The sequence below is a fragment of the Aeromonas sp. R5-1 genome (genome assembly GCF_040908265.1).
In the GTDB taxonomy this organism is placed as follows: Bacteria; Pseudomonadota; Gammaproteobacteria; order Enterobacterales; family Aeromonadaceae; genus Aeromonas; species Aeromonas caviae.
The window spans coordinates 164,036-186,381 of sequence record NZ_JBFODJ010000051.1 but is presented as its reverse complement, the minus strand read 5'-3'; the positions used below and the strand labels follow the sequence as shown (position 1 = coordinate 186,381).

Below are 22,346 nucleotides of genomic sequence, written 5' to 3'. Positions count from 1 at the left end.
TAATGCCGATCAGTTAAGGATCCATTGACCGATCCTCAGGCTGTGTAAGAATCCGAAACTCCTTGTTGGGTTTCGGATTTTTTTATGCGTATCGACCAAGCTCTCGACTTCATTCACGCCTGTCCTCCCGGAAAGTTTGAGTCCCTGTCTGACCTGCTGTCACCTGAACTGGTGCAGGCTTGCTTGGCCGAGACGGGCTCCGTCTCCTTGCGCCGACGGCGCATGCCCATGGAGCGGGTGCTATGGGCCATTATCGGGATGTCCTTGTTTCGTCATGTCCCTATGGCCCAGCTGGCCAACCAGCTCGATATCCTGTTACCCGGCGACCGGCCGTTTGTCGTCCCCAGCGCCTTCATCCAGGCGCGCCAAAAACTGGCTGACCAAGCCGTTCGACAGGTGTTCCAGCAGACCGCCACACTCTGGCATCAGCAGTGTCAGCACCCCACCTGGGCCGGCTTGCAGCTGCTGGCCGTGGACGGGGTGGTCTGGCGCACGCCCGATACTCCGGACAATGCCGGCGCCTTTGCCAAGTCGAAAACCGTCCAGGGGGAGACGCAATATCCCCAGGTCCGCATGTTGTGTCAGATGGAGCTGACCAGTCATCTGCTGACCCAGACAGTGATGGACTCCTGTGCGGTAAACGAGATGGTGTTGGCAGAGCAACTGATTGAAAAAACACCCGATAATAGCCTGACCCTGTTCGATAAGGGCTTCTACTCACTGGGGTTACTCCATGCCTGGCAACGCCAGGGCGTAGCGCGTCACTGGCTTATTCCGCTGAAAAAGGGGGCTCAATACGAGGTCATCCGCAAGCTGGGGCGGCAGGATGTGCTGGTACGCCTCAGTGCCAGTCCGCAGGCCAAGAAGAAGTGGAGCGAGTTGCCGGAGCAGTTCGAAGCCCGGCTGCTGACCCGGACGGTAAACGGCAAGGAGCGGCAGGTGCTGACCTCGCTCACCGACCCGCTGCGCTTCCCGGCCAGCGAGTTGATGGAGCTATACCAGAATCGCTGGGAAATCGAGCTGGGCTATCGGGAGATGAAACATAGCCTGCAACAGCACCGGCTGACGCTGCGCAGCAAGAAACCCGATGGAGTAAGGCAGGAGCTATGGGGCTTGGTATTGGCCTATAACCTACTGAGATATCAGATGGTTAGGATGGCGGCGAGCTTAAAGGGCTATACGGCCAGCCAGTTGAGCTTTCACATGGCATCGGTGTATCTGCTGCATGAACTCAGTTGCCTGCCGTTTGTGTCACCGGGCATGGTTCCAGGGCGTGTCGCTGAGTTGGACAAACAGGCAGAGCAGTTCAAGTTACCCGCCCGCCGAGAACGAAGTTACCCAAGGTGCATCAAAGCCAAACCACAGAAGTATGCGACGAGAAAACCTAGTAAAAACAATGCCAGTCAGGCTTAACTGACTGGCATTAGAGCCAAGGCTCGCTTTTTTATTGGCTGGCACCTCACGGCCGGCCTGATGAGAAGCCGTGCCCCTAGCGGCGATGGGCCAGTGCCCGCACCAGCCTGTCCCCCACCCCCTGTACCAGTTGCACCAGCAGCAGCAACATGACCACTGTCCCTGCCATCACCTTGTCGTCAAAGCGCTGGTAGCCGTAGCGGATCGCCAGATCCCCGAGCCCGCCGCCACCGACCACCCCCGCCATGGAGGAGAAACCAATGAGCATCACCACCGTCAGGGTGAGTCCGGCCAGCAGCGCCGGCAAGGCCTCGGGCAGCAGCGCCTTGACGACCACGTGCCAGCCGCTGCCCCCCATGGCGAGCACGGCTTCGACGCGCCCCTTGTCCACCTCATCAAGGGCGCTCTCCACCACCCGGGCAAAGAAGGGGAAGGCCCCCAGGGTAATGGGAACGATGGCGGCGGTGCTGCCCAGTGAGGTGCCGACCACCAGCCGGGTCAGGGGGATCAGGGCGATCAGGAGCACCACGAAGGGGAGCGACCGCCCGATGTTGATACCGATCCCCAGCACCATGTTGAGACGGGGCAAGGGCAGCACGCCCCCGGGACGGGTCACCACCAGCAGCACCCCGGTCGGCAGCCCCAGCAGCAGGGTGAACACGGCAGCCACTCCCACCATGTAAAGCGTTTCGAGCGACCCCTGATACATCAGTTCGAGCAAGGCATCGACACTCAGGCGACTCTGCATAAACGCACCTCCTCTGTGACTCCGTGACGCGCCATGAAACGCCGCAGGATCTCGGGATCCGGCAACAGGGCCTGCCGCACGCGGGAGTCGGGGTTGGCCAGCAGGGTGCCCAGAGCGCCGCTTTCCACCAGCTGACCCCGTTCAAGCAATGCCGCGTGATCGCAGATGGCCCTGACCACCTCCAGCTCGTGGGTGATGAGCACTATGGTGATCCCGAGGCGGCGGTTGATGTCGGCAAGCAGCGCCAGCACCGACTCCGTGGTCTCCGGATCCAGGGCACTGGTCGCCTCGTCACAGAGCAAGTGGCGCGGATTGGCGGCCAGGGCGCGGGCGATGCCCACTCGTTGCTTCTGTCCCCCCGACAACTGGGAGGGAAAGGCGCGACGGTGCTCGCCAAGCCCCACCAGTTCCAACAGCTCGCTGACCCGGGCCGCCCGCTCCCGGCGCGCCACTCCGGCGATTTCCAGCGGGACCGCCACGTTCTCCTCCACGCTGCGGGCGTGCAGCAGATTGAAGTGCTGGAAAATCATGCCGGTCCCCTGACGGTGGCGGCGCAAGGCCGCTCCCTCCAGGGCCGTGATGTCGCGGCCATCGAACAGGATGCGGCCCCGGCTTGGCCGCTCCAGCAGATTGAGGCAACGAATGAGCGTGCTCTTGCCCGCGCCGCTGCGCCCGAGAATGCCGTAGATGGCCCCATCCGGAATCTCGAGCGACACCCCCTCCAGAGCGGGTTGCCCGTGCCCCGGGTACTGCTTGCCGAGCCCCTCCAGCACTATCATGACTGCCGCCCGGCCACCGGGATCACCGACCCCTTGTAGCTCTTGCGAATGAAGTCGGCGATCGCCCTGGACTCAAGATCCCGCGCCAACTGGCGGATCCGCGGATCATCCTTGAGCGCCGGGGTGGTCACCAGTAGGGATTGTTCTGGGCGCTCTCCAGCCCCAGGGCATCGCGAGCAGGCTCCAGCCCCGCCTCCAGGGCATAGTTGCCATTGATCACCGCCAGATCCACGTCGTCGAGGGAGCGCGGCAGCTGCGGCGCCTCGATCTCCAGGATCTTGAGCGCCTTGGGGTTGGTGGCGATGTCGTGCACCGTCGCCAGATCCCGCGCCGGATCTTCATGGCCGGCCTTGAGGGTGATGAGCCCCTCGTGCTGCAACAGATAGAGGGCTCGGCTCAGGTTGGTGACATTGTTGGGCAGGGCGATCACCGCCTTTTCCGGTACCTCCCTCAGGTGTTTGAACTTCTTCGAATAGATGCCAAGAGGCTCCACGTGTACGGTCGCGGCCACCACCAGCTCGGTGCCGAGCGCCTTCTCCTGATCCCGCAGGTAAGGGACGTGCTGGAAGTAGTTGGCATCCACATCACCCGCCACCAGCAGGGCATTGGCATTGATGCCGCCGCTGAGCTCGATCACCTGCAGATCCAGCGAAGGGTCCTGGCGTTTCACCTCGCCGAGGATATCCGCATGGGGCAGTGGATCCGCGGCAACCCGCAGCGCCTGGGCTGCCTGGGCGGAGAGAGAGAGTCCGAGGGCCAATACCAGGCCGCTCAGGGAAAACAGTCCGTGCTTGTTCATCTTGTGCTCCTTGCCATGCAATCAATGGGTGGTTTCGCCGACCGCCAGCGCCCGGGGCGCCGGCAACAGATCGGCATGGTGGCGCAATGCCACATCAGGGTGGGAACGCAGCCGCCCCTTGAGGTAGTTCCAGCCCACCTCCCGCAGCAGCGGATTGTGCGGGTCGGTGGCAGGCCCCCTGGCTTCACGGGCCAGAGCCTCGGGCAGCGGATAGACGGGCACCACGGCGTCGAGCTGGGCCCCCAGGAAGAAGGCGATGGAGAGACGCTCCTGCCCCGGCGCCGACGGCACCACCCGGTGCACGGTCGCCCGCAGGTAGCCGTTGCTGGCGAGCTCCAGCAGCTCACCGATGTTGACCACGAAGGTGCCGGGGAGCGGGAGCGCGTCGATCCAGTGATCCGGCGCCACCTCCACCTGCAGGCCGGGCTGGTCATCCTGCAGCAGGAAGCTCAGGAAGCCCGAATCCTTGTGGGGACCGACCCTCTGGGTGGCGCCCCGCTCACCGGGATAGCGGATCAGCTTGATATGTTCGTTGGGACGCTCTCCGTGCAGGGCATCGAAGGCATCTGGCGACAGTGCGAGCGCCTCGGCAAAAGCCCCGAGCAGGGTACGGGACATCCGGGTCATCTGCCCACGCCAGCGCGTCAGCACGGGTTGCAGTGTCGGCAGCGCCTCCGGCCACTGATTCGGCCCCTGCAACCGCCACCAGGGCGGGTCGCCCGCCGCGCGCGGCAAGGCTGGGCGATCGGCACCGATATCAAACTGCTCTCGCCAGTCGGGTTGACCCCGGGTCAGCTCCGCCCCCGGTCGGTTGTAGCCACGAAAATGGGGAGAGTGGATCATGGCGACCTGCTGCTTGGCCGCCAGAGGCAGCGCAAAGAAGGCCCGCGATAGCTGCTGTACCTCCTGTTGCAGCTCGGGATCGATGCCGTGGCCGGTCAGGTAGAAAAATCCCGTCTCTCTCGCGGCATCGCGCAACGATGCCAGAAAATCGGCCCGGGCGTCGGGCGAGGCATCCAGCTGCCTCAGGTCGAGGATGGGCAAGTGAACCAAGGTGCTCATGGCGATAACGCTCCCTGTCGATGGAAAGTGAGGGTGAATCTCTCGTTCTGACGAGACAGGGGGAAGAATTCTCCGCCTGCGGCCAGTGACGACATGCCCCGGCCCCCCTGTCTGCCTGCCCTTACTGAACCATGTATGGGTCACGGGATGGAACAATCAAAACCGGGAATGCTTTGCCATTTGGAACAATCCCGGGCCCGTGTCCGGCCCGCCGGTCAGACCCTCTTCGCCACCGCCGATGCCGATGTGCCCCCTTGCCCTAAAGAAACCCCCGGCGAGGCCGCTATGAGGGAGTGCTGGAGGATCCCCCATGACATTTCGCCCCTATCTGCTGCTGACCCTGCTTGCTTTTGCCGCCCACGGCGCCGGGCAGGCACCGTCAGGCGCCGCCCCGGATCCAGCCCCCCTGGTTCCCCCCGACTACTGGCAGAGCAGCGACTGGCAGGGAATACCCGACAGCACCAGGGTGGACAAACAACAGGTACTGTTTGCCAAGCACGACAGCGACAACTACGTGGGTCTGGTCATCCTGCTGCCCGACTGGCAGCGCAGCGGCCAGCTGTGGCAACTGACCCGGGAGCTGGGGCGCCTCGGTTTCGATACCCTGCTGCTGCTCCCCACGCCGCAGCAGACCGAGCTCGACCCCGCCGCCGAGAAGAAACAGCAGGTCATCGACGATTTTCGCAAGCAGTTTGCCTCCCGCATCAGCAAGCTGGGGGATGCCAAGCTGCAGGAGGGGGGCTTCAAGCTGCTGCTGGCCCAGGGTACCAGCGCCGCCTGGGCCGCCAACCTCATCGCCAGCGAACAGTTGCCCGCCCCCGATGCCCTGGTGCTGCTCGACGGCTTCTTCCCCAACCAGCTGAGCAACCAGACCCTCGCCAAGCAGATAGCCCAAGGCAGCATCCCTACCCTGGATCTCTATCAGGAGGAGGGAGGACGCTGGCCCCTGCTGGCGGCCGAAGCCCGCAGAAGCGAGAGCCGCCGCAGCCACAAGCTCAACTACCGCCCCTATGCCCTGATGGATCTGGAGGAGACGCCGGGGCGCATCCAGGGCTGGCTGACGCACCTGGGCTGGATCTGAGGCCCTCCGAGGCACAGCCCCCCGCCTTTTGCCTTCCCCATCGGACTTGGCCCGATGCCACCGCGCTGGTCAGCCGCCCTCCATGTTTGGCATCATGTCCGAACCAATGGCAGGAGGCTTCATGCAGCAAATCGTGTTTCTCGACAGCGACACCCTGGACACCGGCATCAATCTGCGCCGCCCCGATTTTCCCCATCACTGGCAAAGCTACCCGACCACGGCGCCGGATCAGGTGGTGGAGCGGCTCAAATGCGCCAGCATCGCCATCATCAACAAGGTGCGCATCGGGGCCGATGAACTGGCCCAGCTGCCCGAACTGCGCCTGATCGCCCTGGCCGCCACCGGCAGCGACAACCTGGATCTGGAGGCGTGCCGCGCCGCCAATGTCGCCGTGTGCAATATCCGCAACTACTCGGGCCCTTCCGTCCCCGAGCACGCCATGGCCCTGATGCTCGCCCTGTCGCGCAACCTGTTCGCCTGGCGCCAGTCCCTGCTGGAGGGGCGCTGGCAACAAAGCGGCCAGTTCTGCTTCTTCGACCACCCCATCACGGATCTGCATGGCAAGCGCCTCGGGATCATCGGCAAGGGAACCCTGGGACAGGCGCTGGGACAGCGGGCCAGCGCCATCGGGATGGAGGTTTACTATGCCCAGAGCCAGGTCGGCTCCCCGGGGGATGACGACAGGCTGCCCCTGGATGCCCTGCTGCAAAGTTCGGATGTGATCAGCCTGCACTGCCCGCTCACCCCCTACACCCGCCATCTCATCGGGGAGCGGGAGCTGGCCCTGATGAAACCGGGTGCCCTGCTCATCAACGTGGGCCGTGGCGGCCTGGTGGACGAGCAGGCGCTGCTCGAAGCCCTCGGCAACGGCCGTCTGGGCGGCGCCGGCTTCGATGTGGCGAGCGTCGAGCCGCCGCCTCCGGATCACCCCCTGATGCAGGCCCTGCGTTACCCCAATTTCATCCTGACTCCCCACGTGGCCTGGGCCAGCGAAGAGTCGATGCAGCGCCTCGCGGATCAGCTCATCGACAACATCAACGCCTTCTCCCTTGGCAGGCGCCAGCACCGGCTGGTGTAAGAGGCCGCTCGCCACCCCTCACGGGCCGGCAGCGGGATCAAAAAAAGGGGCCAAGGGCCCCTTTTTGTCGATCAGCTTGCCGCGGCATCAGTCGTCATGCCATCTGTGCTTGCGGTGCTTTTTGTGTTTCTTGTGGTGCTTGTGATAGCGCCTGTCATCGTAATAGCGATCGCCGCGGCTCTCGTGACCATCCCCGGTCCTGGCTCCGATGGCGGAGCCACCGGCACCACCGATACCGGCGCCGATCAGCTGGCCCGTACTGCCACCGACGCTCTTGCCGATGGCTGCCCCGCCCAGGGCACCGACGGCACCGCCGAGCGCCGCTTCGTTCTTGTTGCCCCTATTGGCCGTGGCCGCACCACCGGCAGCGCCCCCCAGGGCGGCCCCCACCAGGGCGCCGGTGTCGCCACCCAGCTCCTTGCCGATCATGGTGCCCGCCACCCCGCCGGCTCCGCCGCCGAGAATGGTATTGAGGGTCTCGGATGCCTGCACCTGTCCTGTGCCCAACAGCAACGCCCCCAGCAGCGCCAGTGCGCTCATGCCAAACGGTTTCATTTTCATGGGGTACTCCTGTCAAACCTGATGATTGATTATTTTTCCCTGCACTATACAAAGCCCCCTGACCTGCGCCACTGCCGCAAGGGGCACCTCACGGCCAGCCCTCCCTGTCTCCGGTTCGCGACACGACGCAAGAAAGCAGGCTAACCACCTGAAACCACATCAAAAAAAAAAGTCACACGAGAAATCATCCCCGTCATGACCCTTTTCTAGGCCCAAAGGCCCTTTTTTGCAGCGATCACCGTCAGACAGATACGGTCACAACCTCCCCGTCAACGGGCGACGACGCCGCCAGATGCCAGCAATCCCGCCCCTGGTGCTTGCTCTCGTACAGGCAGGCATCCGCCCGCTCGAGCAGCGTCAGGGCATCATCCGGATAGCGCGCGCCGCCGGCGCTCAGGGTGATGGCGTCGGCGAACTCCCGCCATTTCAGGGCCTTCACCCGACCGAGCAGGTGGGTCAGGCGACATTCCACCTCCGCCTGCTCCCAGGGCAGCAAGGCCGCAAATTCATCGCCCCCGATGCGGTAGACCTGCTCATCCCCCAGGGTTCTCGCCATGATGGTGGCTACCCGAAACAGCACCGCATCCCCCACGCCGTGTCCCCAGCTGTCGTTGACGCGCTTGAAGTTGTCCACATCGAACAGCACCAGCCAGTAGGGTGTCCCCGCCTGCTCCAGCCCCGCCCGCTGCTGATCGAAGGCTCGCCGGTTCAGGATGCCGGTGAGAGGGTCGTGGAGCAGGGCATCCTGCCCTTGCAGCAGGCTGTTTCGCACCTGTTCTATCTCTCCCAGGCTGCCGTGCACGAACCAGGTTCGCTGACGCCGCTGGATCTCCTTTCTCGCCTCATCCCGGATGAGGCCGCTGAGCGAGCCCTGCACCAGCGCCTGCTCCTGACGAAAGATCCGCACCAGAAACCACAGGCTGCACAGCCAGATGCAGAGCAATGCCAGGGCGGGCAGCACCACCATCAGCAGGGTGTCTTGCAGGTTTTCATGAAAATGGGAGGGGGGGAGATAGACGTTGAGATCCCACTCCATCCCCTCCAGAGCGTGTTGCAGGTGGCGACCTGCCCAGAACCCGTCCAGGCCGGCCGCCTGCGTCTCCCGCTCTAGGCGGGGCGGCAACAGCGACAAATTGTGCCCCAGCACCAGCTTGCCGCCCTTGCGCTCGGTGATGTAGAGGGCCACCGGATCCTCACCCACCGCCCGGTGCAACGCCCCCTGCAAGGCGCTGAACGACATGTCCACCATCAGCAGCCCAAGCAGTTGCCCCTCATGATCCTTGACCCGCTTGATGAGGGTCAGTACCTGCCGGACCGAATCGAACTCCGGGTAGGGACCAAACCAGACGAGATCATCGCCCTCGCCGGACAGGGTCTGGTACCAGGGCCGCGCCTGTGCCCGGTAGCCCTCCGGTTGCTGCCAGTCGGGATAGCCGTCGAGCCGATGGGTGCGCGCGTTGTAGAAATAGAGGAAGTGGGCGTCGTACTTGAACTGATGGGCAATGGCCCAGATGGGATTGATGGCCGATGCCCCGGCAGCGATGGCCTGCTTGTCCAGGGACGCCTCCAGTACGCCAAGCTGGCGGCGGTTGTCCTGCGCCATGTCCTGGAACAGGGTGGCGTCGAGGGCGGCCAGCATGTGACCGTAACCCGCCACCGTCTTGTCGATGCTGCTCAGGTAGCTGGCTGCCGCCAGCAACAGGGTGGCGATCAGCACCAGCCCTCCCAGGAGAAACGACAGCGGAGTCAGTATGTAATAGCGTTCCTTGATCAGCGCCGCCGTCATGTCACTCTCTATAAAATGTCATATTGGATGAATTTTATAGATTAAAAATCTGCAAAAGATATTGATTGAAGTCATTAACAACCACTGCTAATGATAAAAAAGATATCAAGGTGTCTCGCGGCCATATTCACATCCGTCATGTGAATATCCATAAAAAGTAGAAACAGTCATTACTCCTCGTTGACGGTTTATTGCCCGCAAGGTGTTATAGTCGATGACTCTAGAAATCGGAGCCAGATGACCTTTGTCGGCAACGCTGGCGGTGATGATTCATCAACCAAGGAGATGTTATGAGCAGTCCGTTTATCGAACAGATCAAAGCACGTCGTACCATCTATGCCCTGGGCAACCGGGTGACCCACTCCGAGACCCAGCTGACCGCCCTCATCAAGGATGCCGTCAAGCACAGCCCCTCTTCGTTCAACTCCCAGAGTTCCCGCGCCGTCATCCTGTTCGGCGAGCAGCACCACAAGCTGTGGGACATCGTCAAGGCGGAGCTCAAGAAGATAGTGCCGCCGGAGGCCTATCCCCAGAGTGAAGCCAAGATCAACGGCAGCTTCCGCGCCGGGGCTGGCACCGTGCTCTTCTTCGAAGACACCGCCGTCATCGAGGATCTTCAGCAGAAATTCGCTCTCTATGCCGACAACTTCCCCATCTGGTCCGAACATGCCACCGGGATCGCCCAGTTCGCGGTCTGGACCACCCTGGCCCAGGAGGGCATCGGCGCCTCCCTGCAACACTACAACCCGCTCATCGACGATGCGGTGCGCAAGGAGTGGGACCTGCCCGCCAGCTGGCTGCTTCGTGCCCAGATGCCTTTTGGCAGCATAGAGCAACCTGCCGGCGACAAGACCTTCATCGACGACGACGTGCGTTTCCGGGTCTTCAAGTAAGCCTTCACGCCCCCTCCACCAGGGGGCGTTTTCTTCTCTCCCCCTCGTTCACCCTTGTCACGTGCCAGCCATACTCTGAACAAACGCTCTCTTGTCAGGAGGTCCCCATGGGGGACATCGCACGCCAACGTACCTCATGCACATTGACGCCCTTGTCCGCTCTGTTGTGTGTCGCCGCCCTGGTACTGCTGTTCTCGCTGATCGGCATCTTCACCCGCCCCCCCAACCTGCTGGCGGCCTTCTGGCCTGCCAATGCGGTCCTGCTCGGCTGCATGGTGCGCTATCCACGCCTGGCCACCCCGGCGGGCTGGGCCGGCGGCATACTGGGCTTTTTTCTCGCCGCCCTCTTCACCGGCGAGCCCCTGTTCAAAACCATCCTGCTGACCTGCGGCAACCTGGCCGGCATCGGCGTCGGGTATCTGCTGATGCATCGGCTCGCGCCTGCCGACAAGCTCCTCAGGCGCCCCACCTCCCTCGTGCTCCTGCTGCGAAACACCCTGGCCGCCTCCCTCGCCGCCGGCGTGGTCGGCGCCATCATCAATCCCATCCTGTCTCTGGGCCCCCCGCTCTACGGGCTGGGCTTCTGGTTTGCCAGCGAGCTGGTGAACTACATGACCATACTGCCGGTGCTCCTGACACTGCCTCCCCATGACAGCGTGCCCCCCTGGCGCACCCTCCTTTACCGCACCGAGTTCTCCTGGGCCAGATTGATGCCGCTGCTGAGCCTGGTGGCCTCCCTGCTGCTCACCCTGCTCGTCGAGGGGCCGGGATCCATCGCCTTCCCGGTACCGGCGCTGCTTTGGTGCGCCGTCACCTACTCCGTCTTCGCCACCAGCCTGCTGACCCTGAGTTACAGCACCCTGATCCTGATCGCCCTCTCAAACGGCCACCTCGTCATCAATCACGATGTCCAGACCCAGTACTGGATGTTCTCCGTCCGGATAGGGGTCATGCTGATCGCTCTCACCCCCCTGACCGCCGCCAGCATCATGGCGGCCCGCAACAGCCTGCTGCGGGAGATGAGACACCTGGCCCACCACGATCACCTGACCGGTGCGCTGAACCGGGCCGGCTTCTGGTCGGCCGCCAACGAACTGCTCCAGCACCTCACGGTGCAGCGCTACCCTGTGGCGGTCTGCATGCTGAACATCGATCATTTCAAACGCATCAATGATCGTCACGGTCACGAAGAGGGTGACAACCAGTTGAGCAGCTTCGCGGCCCGGGTGCGCGACCAGCTTCGACCGGGAGATCTCTTTTGTCGCCTGGGGGGAGAGGAGTTCGTGGCCATCTGGCCCGGCCTCAGCGAGGAGCAGGCCATGGCAGTTGCCGAGCGGCTGCGAAAAATCGTCGCGCAGCCAGGGGAAGAAACTGGAGCAGAGCCCGCCGTCTGCATCACAGTCAGCATCGGTATCGCCTCCCAGAAAGAGGGCCCCTTCAATCTGGACGAGCTGCTCTCTCGCGCCGATCAGGCGCTCTATCTGGCCAAGCACAATGGCCGCAACCGGGTGGAACGCTATTCGGCTGAGCAGGCTTCCCCCAGCATCGGGCAATCTTGCGGCGCCTGAATGGCGTGCCCCTTGTCGTCATCATCCTGCCTCTGCCGGCAGCGGGGCGGGCAGATGAAGATGGAGCCCGTCCGGTGCCACCTCGATCTCGATCCCGCGCCAGTCCCGCAGCCAGCCCTTGAGCCTGTCGTCATACCGCCTTGTTCCCCCCATCTGCACCACCTGGCAACCCGCCTGCAGGGCGCTGGCGATGCCCGCTGGTGCATCCTCGAACACCAGGCAATCGGCCGGAGCCAGTCCCAACCGGCTGGCAGCCAGCAAATAAGGCTCGGGATCCGGCTTGCCCCGTACCACATCACCGGCACACACCAGGAGTCGGGGCAGCGGCAATCCGGCGTGCAGCAGCCGGTGCTCTGCCACCCTCCGGCTTGCGGAAGTCACCAGAGCCCAGCGCGTCGACGGCAGCTGTTCGAGCCGTCGCCGGGCACCGTCCAGGGGTATCGGCGCCGCAGCGTATTCCATCTCCAGATCGTCGAGCAGGGCCACCTCCACTGCCATGTCCAGCTGGGGAGCCAGGGCCCCTATCACCTCCCGTGAGCGCACGCCGTGACACATGGCGAGCACGGGAGCGGGATCCAGCCCATGGTGCTGACACCAGCGCCGCCACACGACTTCCACGTCGCCGGTGGAGTGGACCAGGGTCCCGTCCATGTCCAGCAGCAGGGCCGCAGCCTTCACGCGCACCGCGCTCACAGGGCTCTCCCCGCCAGCGCATCGGCGAAGACCTGCCGCTGGGCAGCGGCCTCGTAACAGGCGAGCGCCTGCTCCGCATTGCTGGCCCACACCGGCAAGGGGGCGACGACGAACCCCTGCTGCAACAGGCTGGTCAGCAGCTCCCCGGTCTCCGGTGCGGCCAGCGGCTGAGCCATCACCAGGCTCCCCTTGATCAAAAACAGATAGCGTTCGCTCGACATGACATGACTCCTTGTGGCTGAACAGCGGGCAAGCAGGCCCGTTTCGAGACCATTAGAACAAGGAGACTAGATAACTTATAATCAATAAATCGCCACATTGGATAACCAAATGGAATGAGATTCGACCTGAGACAATTGCAGGCCTTCGTCATGCTGGCCGAGAGTGCCAACTACCGGGAAGCGGCCAGCCGGCTTTTTGTGACGCAACCGGCCCTGACCAAGCAGATCCAGGGGCTGGAGCAGGCCCTCGGCAGCACCCTGTTCAACCGGGGCCGCCACGGGGCCGAGCTGACCGCCATCGGCCTCCAGTTGCTGCCCCAGGCCAGGGCTCTGGTGGATCACGGCAAGGGATTCGAGCAGCATGCCCTGGCGCTGGCAAGCGGTGCCGCCGGACGCCTCAACATCGGGTTCGGGCTCTCCAGCTTTGCACTGGCCCCCTCCCTGGTGGCCCGTTTCAAACAGCAGGCCCCCGACGTGCTGGTCCACCTGCGGGACACCACCTCCGCCATCCAGCAGGAGCACTTGCTGGCGGGTCGGCTGCAACTGGGCTTCATGCGACGGCCTGATGCGCCGCAGCTGAGGGAACACAGGTTGCTGACGGACAGGCTGGTGCTGGCCGTCCCCACCCGGGTGGCAGGGCCGGACTTCGACCTGGAGCGGGCGCTGATCCGCGATCCCTTGCTGCAGATGGTGGGCCATCGCTGTCCGGGTCTCAGCCAGCAGATCGCCCGCTTCCTCGGTGCCAACCGGCTGACCGGTCTCATCCAGGAGGCGGAAGACATCCAGACCCTGGTCGCCCTGGTGGCCGCCGGTATCGGCAACGCCATCCTGCCGCGCAGCGTAGGGTTCATCGCGGGCAAGGAGGTGACCCTCTACCCTCTCTCCGGCCCCTGGTCGGAATGGGAAATCAGCCTGGTGTGGAACCCGGAATTTGCCGATCCCATTCGGGATCGCTTCCTCGCCATGGTGAGAGAAACGCACCCCGAGCCCGCATGAGATGCATGAGATGCATGAGATGCATGAGATGCATGAGATGCATGAGATGCATGAGATGCATGAGATGCCTGCAGGAGAGGATGGCCGGGCTCAGTCCCGTTCCGCCAGCTCCGCGACCTTGATGATCTCGGCAATGCGACCGAGCATGCGCAGGGAAGCCTGATGTTCTGCGGCATCCGCCGCCGCGCAGGCATCTTCCAGGATGGTGATGGCGTAGTCCCGATCGTGACCATCTCGCACCGCCCCCTGAATGGCCCAGCTGGTGCTCACGCCGCACACATAGAGATGCTCGATGCGATTGGCCCGTAGCGCCGGCTCCAGCGCCGTGCCGTAGAAGGGGCTGACCCTGGGTTTGGTCAGCACCAGATCCCCGGGTTGCACATCGAGCTCCGGGTGAAAGTCGGTGCCGCTGTCCGCCAGGGAGAGGGCCCCGAACTGCCGGGCACGGCCAAACATGGGGGAACCCCTGGGATGCAGCAGATAGCCCTCGTCAAACCCCACCTTGATGAGCACCACCAGCCAGCCGTGAGCGCGGGCATGAGCCAGCGCCTGATTGGCGTGCGCAATGGCGTCCTGCTCGATCACCTGGGCCGCCGAGGCGGCGATGCGCCCGTCCGGGTGGGCGATGTCGTTGATGAAATCGATCACCAGCAATGCCTTGTTCATGGTGTGCTCCCCCCTTGCCTGAGGCCGTTTTGCCCCTGGGCCGCCAGGATCACTCCTCGCGGCCATATAAAAAACCGGCTGGCACCATCACACGGATTGATATGCCACCCGATTGGCACCTGGCAGTGCCACGCACTGCCTCATACCAGCCCAAGCGCATAGCGTAGCGCCATCTCCTTGAGGGGGCCCGCCTTGTCCGCCAGATTCAGCGCCAGGTTGCGGGCAAGCCTGAGGGGGCCTATCTCGTTGCTGAAGACCCCGTAGAAGAGATCCATCCCCGACTGCATCAGCAGGTTGTCAGGGCGGCGTCGCCCCTCGTAACGCCCGGCCAGCGCCAGCTCATGCCACAGTGCCCCCGCCTTGCCGAGCAACCCGGCCCAGCAGGCCACGTCCTTGAAACCGAGGTTGACCCCCTGCCCCGCCAGCGGGTTGATGGTGTGGGCCGCATCCCCGAGCAGCACCACTCGCCCGGCGTGATAGTCGTTGGCGTGGCGGCGCACCAAGGGGAAGCTCCCCTTGGCCGTCACGGTGAAACCGCCAAGGCGGCTGGGGAAGTGGCGGCGCACCTCGACGGCCAGGGCCTCGTTGCTCATGGCGGCCAGCGCCCGGATGCGGGCCGGGCTGTCATACCAGACCAGGGAGCCATGGCGGCCCGGCAGCGGCAGGAAGGCGCGCGGGCCGCTCGGGGTGAACTGCTGCCAGGTGATGTCTTCCTGGGCAAAATCGGTGTCGATGTTGATCAGCATGCAGTGCTGGCGGTACTCGAAACGCGACACCCCGATGCCGGCCAGTCGCCGGGTGTGGGATTCGGCACCATCGCAGGCCAGCACCCAGCGCGCCTGCAGCTCGGTGCCGTCATCCAGGGTCAGCACGGCGTCATCCGCACTCTGGCGCAGACTCGTCACCGCCGCCGGGGTATGGGTCTGGATGGTCGGGAAATCCTCCATCCTTTTCAGCAGGGCGAGCTGGATCAGCCGGTTCTCGATGATGTAGCCGAGCTGGGGCAGCCCGAGATCCACCGCGTCGAAGCGGGTAGCGAAGCCGTCCAGCTCCCAGGTCTCCAGCCGGCGATAGGGGCACAGCCGCATCTGCTGCAGATATTGCCAGGCACCGGCCCGGGTCAGCAGCGCCACCGAGGCCTGACTGATGGCGGAAACCCGCAGATCCAGCGGCTGCTCGGGGGCATAGGGCTCGGGCAACCGGGTCTCGATGACCCGTACCGAGAGCCCCTCTGCCGCCAGCAGGCAGGCGGTGGCGGCGCCCACCATGCCGGCGCCGACGATGGCGATATCACACTGTTCCATAACTTGATTCCTGCAAGGAGTCCCCGCGATAAGGGGCAAGGGCCGAACCGAATGGGGCATGATAACGCAAGGAGGCGGCAGAAACAGTGAGAGGGATGCGCAATTGCCGACGACAAGCCGGCCCTGATGGCGGCGGGCGGCCCCAGACTGGTCAGCACCGGGATTGCGGAGTAAAATGGCCGGTCCTTTGACCCTGCCGATTTCAAAACCAGTCACGAGAAGCAATGAGCAAGAAACTTCATATCAAGACCTGGGGCTGCCAGATGAACGAGTACGACTCGTCCAAGATGGCGGACCTGCTGGATGCCAGCAATGGCTACACGCTTACCGAGGAGCCGGAAGAGGCAGATGTGCTGCTGCTCAACACCTGTTCCATCCGCGAGAAGGCCCAGGAGAAAGTGTTCCACCAGCTCGGTCGCTGGAAGAAGCTCAAGGCGAAAAAACCGGGGCTGGTGATCGGGGTGGGCGGCTGCGTCGCCTCCCAGGAAGGGGAGAACCTGCGCAGCCGGGCGCCCTATGTGGACATCGTCTTCGGACCCCAGACCCTGCACCGCCTGCCGACCATGATCAAGCAGGTGCAGGAGGGGCGCGGTGCCCAGGTGGACATCGCCTTCCCCGAAATCGAGAAGTTCGACAACCTGCCCGAACCCCGTGCCGAGGGGGCGACCGCCTTCGTTTCCATCATGGAAGGCTGCTCCAAGTACTGCTCCTTCTGCGTGGTGCCCTACACCCGTGGCGAGGAGGTGAGCCGACCGCTGGATGACGTGCTCTATGAAATCGCCCAGCTCGCCCAGCAAGGGGTGCGCGAAGTGAACCTGCTCGGCCAGAACGTCAACGCCTACCGGGGGCCGACCTTCGACGGGGAGGTCTGCACCTTCGCCGAGCTGCTGCGCCTGGTGGCTGCCATCGACGGCATCGACCGCATTCGCTACACCACCAGCCACCCGGTCGAGTTCACCGACGACATCATCGAGGTCTATCGTGATACCCCCGAGGTGGTCAGCTTCCTGCACTTGCCCATCCAGAGCGGCTCGGATCGCATCCTGACCATGATGAAGCGCCCGCACACCGTGCTGGAGTACAAGTCCAAGATCCGCCGCCTGCGCGCCGTGCGTCCCGACATCACCATGAGCTCCGACTTCATCGTCGGCTTCCCGAACGAGACGGACGAAGACTTCGAGGCCACCATGAAACTCATCGAGGAGATCAACTTCGACATGAGCTTCAGCTTCATCTACAGCCCGCGCCCCGGCACCCCGGCCGCGGACCTGCCGGACGACGTCGACATGGAAGTGAAGAAGGCCCGCCTGACCCGACTGCAAAACCGCATCAATCACCAGTCCATGCTCATCGGCCGCGCCATGCTGGGCTCGGTGCAGCGCATCCTGGTGGAGGGGCCCTCCAAGATGGATCCCATGCAGCTCAGTGGCCGTACCGAGAACAACCGGGTGGTCAACTTCGAGGGGCCGCACCGCCTCATCGGCGGCTTCGCCGACGTGGAGATCACCGACGTACGCCCCTACTCCCTGCGCGGCCGCTTCATCCGCGGCGAGGACGAAATGAACCTGCGCATCGCCACGGCCCCGAGCGAGATCCTCGCCCGTCGTCCTGACAACGTACCCGATGATCTGGGCGTTGCGGCCTTCAGACCCCATTGATGACTCTCTCCCCCGCCCCCTGGCGGGGGAACAACCGATAAGAGGACACCTTGAGCCGACACATCTCCACCCTGAATCTGCATCTGGAACCCGCCGACAACCAGCGCCTCGCCAGCCTGTGCGGACCCTTTGACGACAACCTCAAGCAGCTGGAGCGCCGTCTCGGCATCGAGATAAGCTACCGGGACAACCACTTCCAAGTGATCGGCAAGCAGGCCCAGGTGGAGGCGGCTGCCGTCATCCTCAAGCACCTCTATGTGGAAACCCAGCCCCTCAAGGGGAGCAAGGTGAGCGACATCACCCCCGAGATGGTGCACCTGGCGGTGCAGGAGTCCCGCGTGCTGGAGCAGGACGACGAACCCGCCCCTTCCCTGCCGTATGGCAAGGAGGTCACGGTCAAGACCAAGCGCGGTCTCATCAAGCCCCGCAGCCCGAACCAGGCCCAGTACATCGCCAATATCGTGCGCCACGACATCAGCTTCGGCATCGGGCCCGCCGGGACCGGCAAGACCTATCTCGCCGTGGCCGCCGCCGTGGATGCCCTGGAGCGCCAGGAGATCCGCCGCATCCTGCTGACCCGCCCGGCGGTGGAAGCCGGTGAGAAGCTCGGCTTCCTGCCCGGCGATCTTTCCCAGAAGGTGGACCCCTACCTGCGCCCCCTCTACGACGCCCTGTTCGAGATGCTGGGCTTCGAGCGGGTGGAGAAGCTGATGGAGCGCAACGTCATCGAGGTGGCGCCGCTTGCCTACATGCGAGGCAGAACCTTGAATGACGCCTTTATCATCCTGGACGAGGCCCAGAACACCACCACGGAACAGATGAAGATGTTCCTGACCCGCATCGGCTTCAACTCCAAGGCGGTGGTGACCGGCGACATCACCCAGGTGGACTTGCCTCGCAGCACCAAATCCGGTCTGCGCCACGCCCTGGAGGTGTTGCAGGGGGTCGATGGCCTCTCCTTCAACTTCTTCGAGTCCAAGGACGTGGTGCGCCATCCCGTGGTGGCCCGCATCGTGCAGGCCTACGAGGCATTCGATGCCCAGCAGGCGGCCGAGAAGAGCGCAGCCACTCCCCGCAACGAGAACACCAGCAAAGAGAGTGCCCAATGAGCGTGACCCTGGATCTGCAACTGGCCTGCGCCAGCCCGGACGGCCTGCCGACCGAGGCCCAGCTGCAAGGCTGGCTCGACGGCACCATTCTGGGCTTCCAGCCCGAGGCCGAGGTGACGGTGCGCCTGGTGGACGAGGCGGAGAGCCGCGAGCTCAACCACACCTATCGCGGCAAGGACAAGCCCACCAACGTGCTCTCCTTCCCCTTCGAGGCGCCACCGGGTCTCGAACTGCCCCTGCTCGGGGATCTGGTGATCTGCCGCCAGGTGGTCGAGGCCGAAGCCGTCGAACAGGGCAAGCCCCTGATGGCCCACTGGGCTCACATGGTTGTGCATGGCAGTCTGCATCTGCTAGGTTATGACCATATCGAGGACGAGGAAGCCGAAGAGATGGAGCAGCTCGAGCGCGACATCATGCAGGAACTGGGCTTCGCCGATCCTTATCTGAACGACGAAGAGTAACGAACCGGATGGTCATCGTCTTGAAACAGCCGATGCCCATCCTCATATAGCCACAACGATTTCAAGTGTGTTCATACGAGTAACCAAGAGAGAAAATGACCGACGATCACCCTAGTACCGGCTCGCCGAAGAAAACCTGGCTCGACAAACTCAGCCAACTCTTCCAGGGCGAGCCAAAAGACCGCAACGATCTGGTAGAGGTCATCGCCGATGCCGAAGAGCGGGACCTCATCGATCAGGACACCAAGGACATGATCGAGGGCGTGCTCGAAATTGCCGAGCTGCGCGTGCGTGACATCATGATCCCCCGCTCCCAGATGGTGACCATCGAGAAGTCCCAGCCGGTGGACGAGTTCCTGCCAGTCATCATCGAATCCGGCCACTCCCGCTTCCCGGTGATCAACGAAGACAAAGATCACGTGGAGGGCATCTTGCTCGCCAAGGATCTGCTGCCGTTCGGGTTTGGCGGCCAGCATGCCAGCGAACCGCTCCAGCTGGAGAAGATCCTGCGTCCCACGGTGATCGTGCCGGAGAGCAAGCGGGTCGATCGCCTGCTCAAGGAGTTCCGGGAAGAGCGCTACCACATGGCCATCGTGGTGGACGAATTTGGCGGTGTCTCCGGTCTCGTGACCATCGAGGACATTCTGGAGCTCATCGTCGGCGAGATTGACGACGAGTTCGACGATATCGAGGACGAGCCGGAAGAGATCCGCCGCATCAGCAAGCGAGTCTTCTCGGTGAGCGCGCTGACCGAGATCGAGGACTTCAACGACTTCTTCGGCACCCAGTTCAGCGATGAAGAGGTGGACACCGTCGGCGGTCTGGTGATGCACGCCTTCAGCCACCTGCCCAAGAAGGGTGAAGAGATCGAACTCGACGGCTACCTGTTCAAGGTGATGCACGCCGATCGCCGTCGCCTGCAACAGTTGCAGGTAAAGATCCCCGAGCATCATGCAGCGGCGCAGCCGGAGTCCTGATCCCGCCCAGCCCCACGCATATCACGCGCCCCTCTCGTCAGGGGCGCTTTTTTTACCTCTCTCCCGCCGCGCGACCGCCCCTGGGCCCACGCCGACCGCGAGGCTCGCCGTTGACCCGGTTTGCGGTTAAGATGTCGGCCATTGTGTTTCCATTCAGTCCAATTCGAGCCCCGATCCCCCGTGAAATCGAAACTCCTGACCAGCCTGTTTGCCATTGCCAGCGGCGCCATCGCCGTGTTGGCCTTCTCCCCTTTCGGCTACTGGCCCCTGGTGATCCCCTCCCTGCTCGGCCTTTACGCCCTGCTGGACAAGGCCACCCCCAAACAGGCAGCCTGGCGAGGCTTCGGCTACGCCATGGGTCTGTTCCTGCCCGGGCAGTGGTGGATCCACGTCAGCATGACGGAGTTTGGCGGCATTCCGCTGCCAGCCGCCTTCGTGCTGCTGGCCGGGCTCTGCGCCTATCTCTCCCTCTACCCGACCCTGGCCTGCTGGCTCTTCGCCCGCTTTTTTGCCGGCCGCCACTGGAGCCGCTGGCTGCTCGCCTTCCCGGCGCTCTGGCTGATGGCCGACTGGCTGCGGGGCTGGGTGATGACCGGCTACCCCTGGCTCTGGTTCGGCTACACCCAGATAGACGGCCCCCTCAAGGGCTTCGCTCCCCTTCTCGGGGTGCAGGGCATCACCCTCGCCCTGCTGCTCACCGCCTCCTCCCTCTGGCTGGTATGGCAGCACCGCAAGCCGGCCTGGCTGCTGCTCCCCGTCGCCCTGGTGGGCGCCGCCCAGGGGCTGATGCAGCTCAACTGGGTGACCCGGGGTGAACCGGTCAAGGTCGCGCTGGTGCAGGGCAACATCGAGCAGTCCCTCAAGTGGGATCCGGAGGCCCTGGTGCCGACCGTGCGCAAGTATCAGGATCTCAGCCGCGAGAACCAGGATGCCGACATCATCGTCTGGCCGGAGTCCGCCATCCCGGCCATCGAGAAGGAGATGGGTACCTATCTGGAAAGCCTGGACAAGGCGATGAAGGTGAACGACACCGGCCTGCTGGCGGGGATCATCCATTACGATCTGAAACAGCAGCGCTTCTTCAATACCGTGCTCGGCATGGGGGTACAGGATGCTGAGGGCAAGGAGTCCTACTACTACGAGCACAAGAACCGCTACTACAAGTACCACCTGCTGCCCATCGGCGAGTTCGTACCCTTCGAAGATCTGCTGCGTCCCATCGCCCCCTTCTTCAACCTCCCCATGTCCTCCTTCAGCCGGGGTGACGAGGTGCAGCCGAACCTGATCGCCAAGGGGCTCAAGTTTGCAGCCGCCATCTGTTACGAGATCATCTTCCCGGACGAGGTGCGCCGCAACGTGCAGCCGGATACCGACTTTCTGCTGACCGTCTCCAACGACGCCTGGTTCGGCACCAGCATCGGCCCCTGGCAGCACATGGAGATCGCCCGCATGCGCGCCCTCGAGCTGGCCCGCCCGCTGCTGCGCGACACCAACACCGGCATCACCATCGTCACCGAGATAGACGGCAGCATCATCGCCCAGATCCCGCAGTTCGAGGCTGGAGTATTGCGTGCCGAGGTACGCCCCGCCCACGGCCAGACCCCCTATCTGCGTTTTGGCAGCTGGCCCATGTATGGCCTGGCCGCCGCCCTGCTGGGGCTGGCCCTGTGGCTGCGCCCCCGCGCCCACCCCTGGGCGCGCAAGGGCTAAGACCACACAACCCCGATAAACAAAAGTGGCGCCCTTGGGCGCCTCTTTTTATGGTTTGGCTTATGGCTTGGCACAGTCTGGCGGCTCAAGGAGACAGCGGCTCGCGATGATACTCATCGGCCCCGCACTCGGGGCAGGTGCCAAGCTGCTCCGGGTGCAGCACGGTATGGCGCCACTCGCAGTGATCGCACACCAATACTCCGAGCCCCACCCAGTCGCCGGCCCGGTAGACCCCCTTGTGCTCCAGCTCGTCCGCCAACTCCTGCCACTCCACCTGGGTGCGGTCGGTCACGTCTGCCAACCAGGACCAGGCGGTGTCTTTGAGCGCCAGCATGAAGGCAGACTCCTCCACCTGATCATCCTTGCGCCCTTCGTCATAGTTGCCCAGATCCCGCTTCACATACTCGGCGATCAGCGCCAGCTCGTCCTGGGTCAGATCCCCGGCCGCCTCCAGATAGGCCTGCACCTTGGCGATCATCCGGTTGAGGCGCTCTCCCTGAAACGCTTCCGTCTCTTCCCACTGCTTCTTGAGCTGGGCGATAAAGGCTTCATACCCTTGTCGACGTTTGTCCATGGCCATCACTCCTCTGCTGAATCCCGATCGAGCCAGACCCTGACCTCGGGCTCGGCGGATACGGGCGGCGGTTGCCATTCTCACTTCGTTGCGACTCTCGCGGCTCTGCAAATCCTCGCGGGTACCGGACCTGGCCCGAGACCGGGCGGATGCTGGCGGTTGTTGCCGCCGCAGGATATGGGTATTCTATCGGGATTTCCCAGCCGTTT

The 22,346-nt window shown here is 63.7% G+C and carries 23 protein-coding genes; 11 read left to right on the top strand and 12 right to left on the bottom strand.

Annotation, left to right across the window (positions count from 1 at the left end; genetic code table 11):
- Nucleotides 1-84: 84 nt before the first annotated feature.
- Nucleotides 85-1,413: an IS4 family transposase gene (locus tag AB5Y64_RS08110; RefSeq protein WP_053288733.1), complete on the top strand. Its 1,329-nt coding sequence runs from the start codon at nt 85-87 to the stop codon at nt 1,411-1,413.
- Between the two features lie 76 nt (nt 1,414-1,489).
- Here the strand turns inward: AB5Y64_RS08110 and AB5Y64_RS08105 are convergent, their stop codons facing one another.
- From AB5Y64_RS08105 to AB5Y64_RS08085, 5 genes are read right to left on the bottom strand one after another with little or no spacing between them, the layout of a single operon-like run.
- Nucleotides 1,490-2,161: a methionine ABC transporter permease gene (locus AB5Y64_RS08105; RefSeq protein WP_010673787.1), complete on the bottom strand. Its 672-nt coding sequence runs from the start codon at nt 2,159-2,161 to the stop codon at nt 1,490-1,492.
- Complete coding sequence (locus tag AB5Y64_RS08100) at nt 2,146-2,940, bottom strand: methionine ABC transporter ATP-binding protein (protein ID WP_010673786.1); 795 nt, start codon at nt 2,938-2,940, stop codon at nt 2,146-2,148. The genes AB5Y64_RS08105 and AB5Y64_RS08100 overlap by 16 nt, the downstream gene beginning before the upstream one ends.
- Nucleotides 2,937-3,071 (bottom strand): hypothetical protein, encoded by a 135-nt coding sequence (locus AB5Y64_RS08095; protein ID WP_368203616.1) that lies wholly within the window; start codon nt 3,069-3,071, stop codon nt 2,937-2,939. The genes AB5Y64_RS08100 and AB5Y64_RS08095 overlap by 4 nt, the downstream gene beginning before the upstream one ends.
- Complete coding sequence (locus tag AB5Y64_RS08090) at nt 3,068-3,739, bottom strand: MetQ/NlpA family ABC transporter substrate-binding protein (RefSeq protein WP_368203614.1); 672 nt, start codon at nt 3,737-3,739, stop codon at nt 3,068-3,070. Before AB5Y64_RS08090 ends, AB5Y64_RS08095 begins: the two co-directional genes overlap by 4 nt.
- Before the next feature lie 21 nt (nt 3,740-3,760).
- Entirely contained in the window at nt 3,761-4,801 is a 1,041-nt protein-coding gene (locus AB5Y64_RS08085) for an isopenicillin N synthase family oxygenase (RefSeq protein WP_201872368.1), read from the bottom strand.
- Between the two features lie 310 nt (nt 4,802-5,111).
- Between AB5Y64_RS08085 and AB5Y64_RS08080 the strand changes: the two genes are divergently transcribed.
- Nucleotides 5,112-5,882: a DUF3530 family protein gene (locus AB5Y64_RS08080; RefSeq protein WP_201872370.1), complete on the top strand. Its 771-nt coding sequence runs from the start codon at nt 5,112-5,114 to the stop codon at nt 5,880-5,882.
- A 121-nt stretch (nt 5,883-6,003) separates the two neighbouring features.
- A complete protein-coding gene (locus AB5Y64_RS08075) occupies nt 6,004-6,960 on the top strand; it encodes a D-2-hydroxyacid dehydrogenase (RefSeq protein ID WP_039041095.1) in 957 nt (318 codons plus the stop codon).
- A gap of 87 nt (nt 6,961-7,047) precedes the next feature.
- Here AB5Y64_RS08075 and AB5Y64_RS08070 read toward each other — a convergent pair whose 3' ends face one another.
- Both AB5Y64_RS08070 and AB5Y64_RS08065 read right to left on the bottom strand, forming a co-directional pair.
- Entirely contained in the window at nt 7,048-7,521 is a 474-nt protein-coding gene (locus tag AB5Y64_RS08070; RefSeq protein WP_039041096.1) for a YMGG-like glycine zipper-containing protein, read from the bottom strand.
- 241 nt (nt 7,522-7,762) lie between these two features.
- Nucleotides 7,763-9,307, bottom strand: a complete 1,545-nt coding sequence (locus AB5Y64_RS08065; RefSeq protein ID WP_368203610.1) for a diguanylate cyclase — start codon at nt 9,305-9,307, stop codon at nt 7,763-7,765.
- 290 nt (nt 9,308-9,597) lie between these two features.
- Here AB5Y64_RS08065 and AB5Y64_RS08060 point away from each other — a divergent pair, with 290 nt between their 5' ends.
- Together AB5Y64_RS08060 and AB5Y64_RS08055 are read left to right on the top strand one after the other, a co-directional pair.
- The gene (locus AB5Y64_RS08060) at nt 9,598-10,200 is read left to right on the top strand and encodes a nitroreductase family protein (RefSeq protein WP_201887857.1); all 603 of its coding nucleotides are present in this window, start codon (nt 9,598-9,600) and stop codon (nt 10,198-10,200) included.
- Nucleotides 10,201-10,307: 107 nt separating this feature from the next.
- Nucleotides 10,308-11,768 carry a GGDEF domain-containing protein gene (locus AB5Y64_RS08055; RefSeq protein ID WP_244812907.1) on the top strand — a complete coding sequence of 487 codons (1,461 nt, stop codon included), beginning with the start codon at nt 10,308-10,310 and terminating at the stop codon, nt 11,766-11,768.
- Between the two features lie 21 nt (nt 11,769-11,789).
- Here the strand turns inward: AB5Y64_RS08055 and AB5Y64_RS08050 are convergent, their stop codons facing one another.
- Nucleotides 11,790-12,461: an HAD-IA family hydrolase gene (locus AB5Y64_RS08050; RefSeq protein ID WP_128296495.1), complete on the bottom strand. Its 672-nt coding sequence runs from the start codon at nt 12,459-12,461 to the stop codon at nt 11,790-11,792.
- Nucleotides 12,458-12,682, bottom strand: a complete 225-nt coding sequence (locus tag AB5Y64_RS08045) for a hypothetical protein (protein WP_010673776.1) — start codon at nt 12,680-12,682, stop codon at nt 12,458-12,460. The genes AB5Y64_RS08050 and AB5Y64_RS08045 overlap by 4 nt, the downstream gene beginning before the upstream one ends.
- 114 nt (nt 12,683-12,796) lie before the next feature.
- On the opposite strand from AB5Y64_RS08045, the gene AB5Y64_RS08040 reads away from it, so the two are divergent.
- Nucleotides 12,797-13,678, top strand: a complete 882-nt coding sequence (locus AB5Y64_RS08040; protein ID WP_128313182.1) for a LysR family transcriptional regulator — start codon at nt 12,797-12,799, stop codon at nt 13,676-13,678.
- Between the two features lie 90 nt (nt 13,679-13,768).
- Here AB5Y64_RS08040 and AB5Y64_RS08035 read toward each other — a convergent pair whose 3' ends face one another.
- Nucleotides 13,769-14,344: a cysteine hydrolase family protein gene (locus AB5Y64_RS08035; RefSeq protein ID WP_128313183.1), complete on the bottom strand. Its 576-nt coding sequence runs from the start codon at nt 14,342-14,344 to the stop codon at nt 13,769-13,771.
- A gap of 140 nt (nt 14,345-14,484) precedes the next feature.
- Nucleotides 14,485-15,648, bottom strand: a complete 1,164-nt coding sequence (locus tag AB5Y64_RS08030; protein ID WP_128313184.1) for an FAD-dependent monooxygenase — start codon at nt 15,646-15,648, stop codon at nt 14,485-14,487.
- 224 nt (nt 15,649-15,872) lie between these two features.
- On the opposite strand from AB5Y64_RS08030, the gene miaB reads away from it, so the two are divergent.
- The 5 genes from miaB (at nt 15,873) to lnt (ending at nt 21,563) form a co-directional block, all read left to right on the top strand.
- The gene (gene miaB / locus AB5Y64_RS08025) at nt 15,873-17,306 is read left to right on the top strand and encodes a tRNA (N6-isopentenyl adenosine(37)-C2)-methylthiotransferase MiaB (protein WP_010673772.1); all 1,434 of its coding nucleotides are present in this window, start codon (nt 15,873-15,875) and stop codon (nt 17,304-17,306) included.
- A 50-nt stretch (nt 17,307-17,356) separates the two neighbouring features.
- Entirely contained in the window at nt 17,357-18,415 is a 1,059-nt protein-coding gene (locus AB5Y64_RS08020) for a PhoH family protein (RefSeq protein ID WP_010673771.1), read from the top strand.
- Entirely contained in the window at nt 18,412-18,876 is a 465-nt protein-coding gene (ybeY, locus tag AB5Y64_RS08015) for an rRNA maturation RNase YbeY (RefSeq protein ID WP_039041101.1), read from the top strand. The genes AB5Y64_RS08020 and ybeY overlap by 4 nt, the downstream gene beginning before the upstream one ends.
- A gap of 95 nt (nt 18,877-18,971) precedes the next feature.
- The gene (gene corC / locus AB5Y64_RS08010; protein WP_010673769.1) at nt 18,972-19,853 is read left to right on the top strand and encodes a CNNM family magnesium/cobalt transport protein CorC; all 882 of its coding nucleotides are present in this window, start codon (nt 18,972-18,974) and stop codon (nt 19,851-19,853) included.
- A gap of 180 nt (nt 19,854-20,033) precedes the next feature.
- The gene (gene lnt, locus AB5Y64_RS08005; RefSeq protein WP_039041102.1) at nt 20,034-21,563 is read left to right on the top strand and encodes an apolipoprotein N-acyltransferase; all 1,530 of its coding nucleotides are present in this window, start codon (nt 20,034-20,036) and stop codon (nt 21,561-21,563) included.
- 85 nt (nt 21,564-21,648) lie between these two features.
- Here the strand turns inward: lnt and AB5Y64_RS08000 are convergent, their stop codons facing one another.
- Nucleotides 21,649-22,137 (bottom strand): zinc ribbon-containing protein, encoded by a 489-nt coding sequence (locus AB5Y64_RS08000; RefSeq protein WP_039041127.1) that lies wholly within the window; start codon nt 22,135-22,137, stop codon nt 21,649-21,651.
- Between the last annotated feature and the right edge of the window lie 209 nt (nt 22,138-22,346).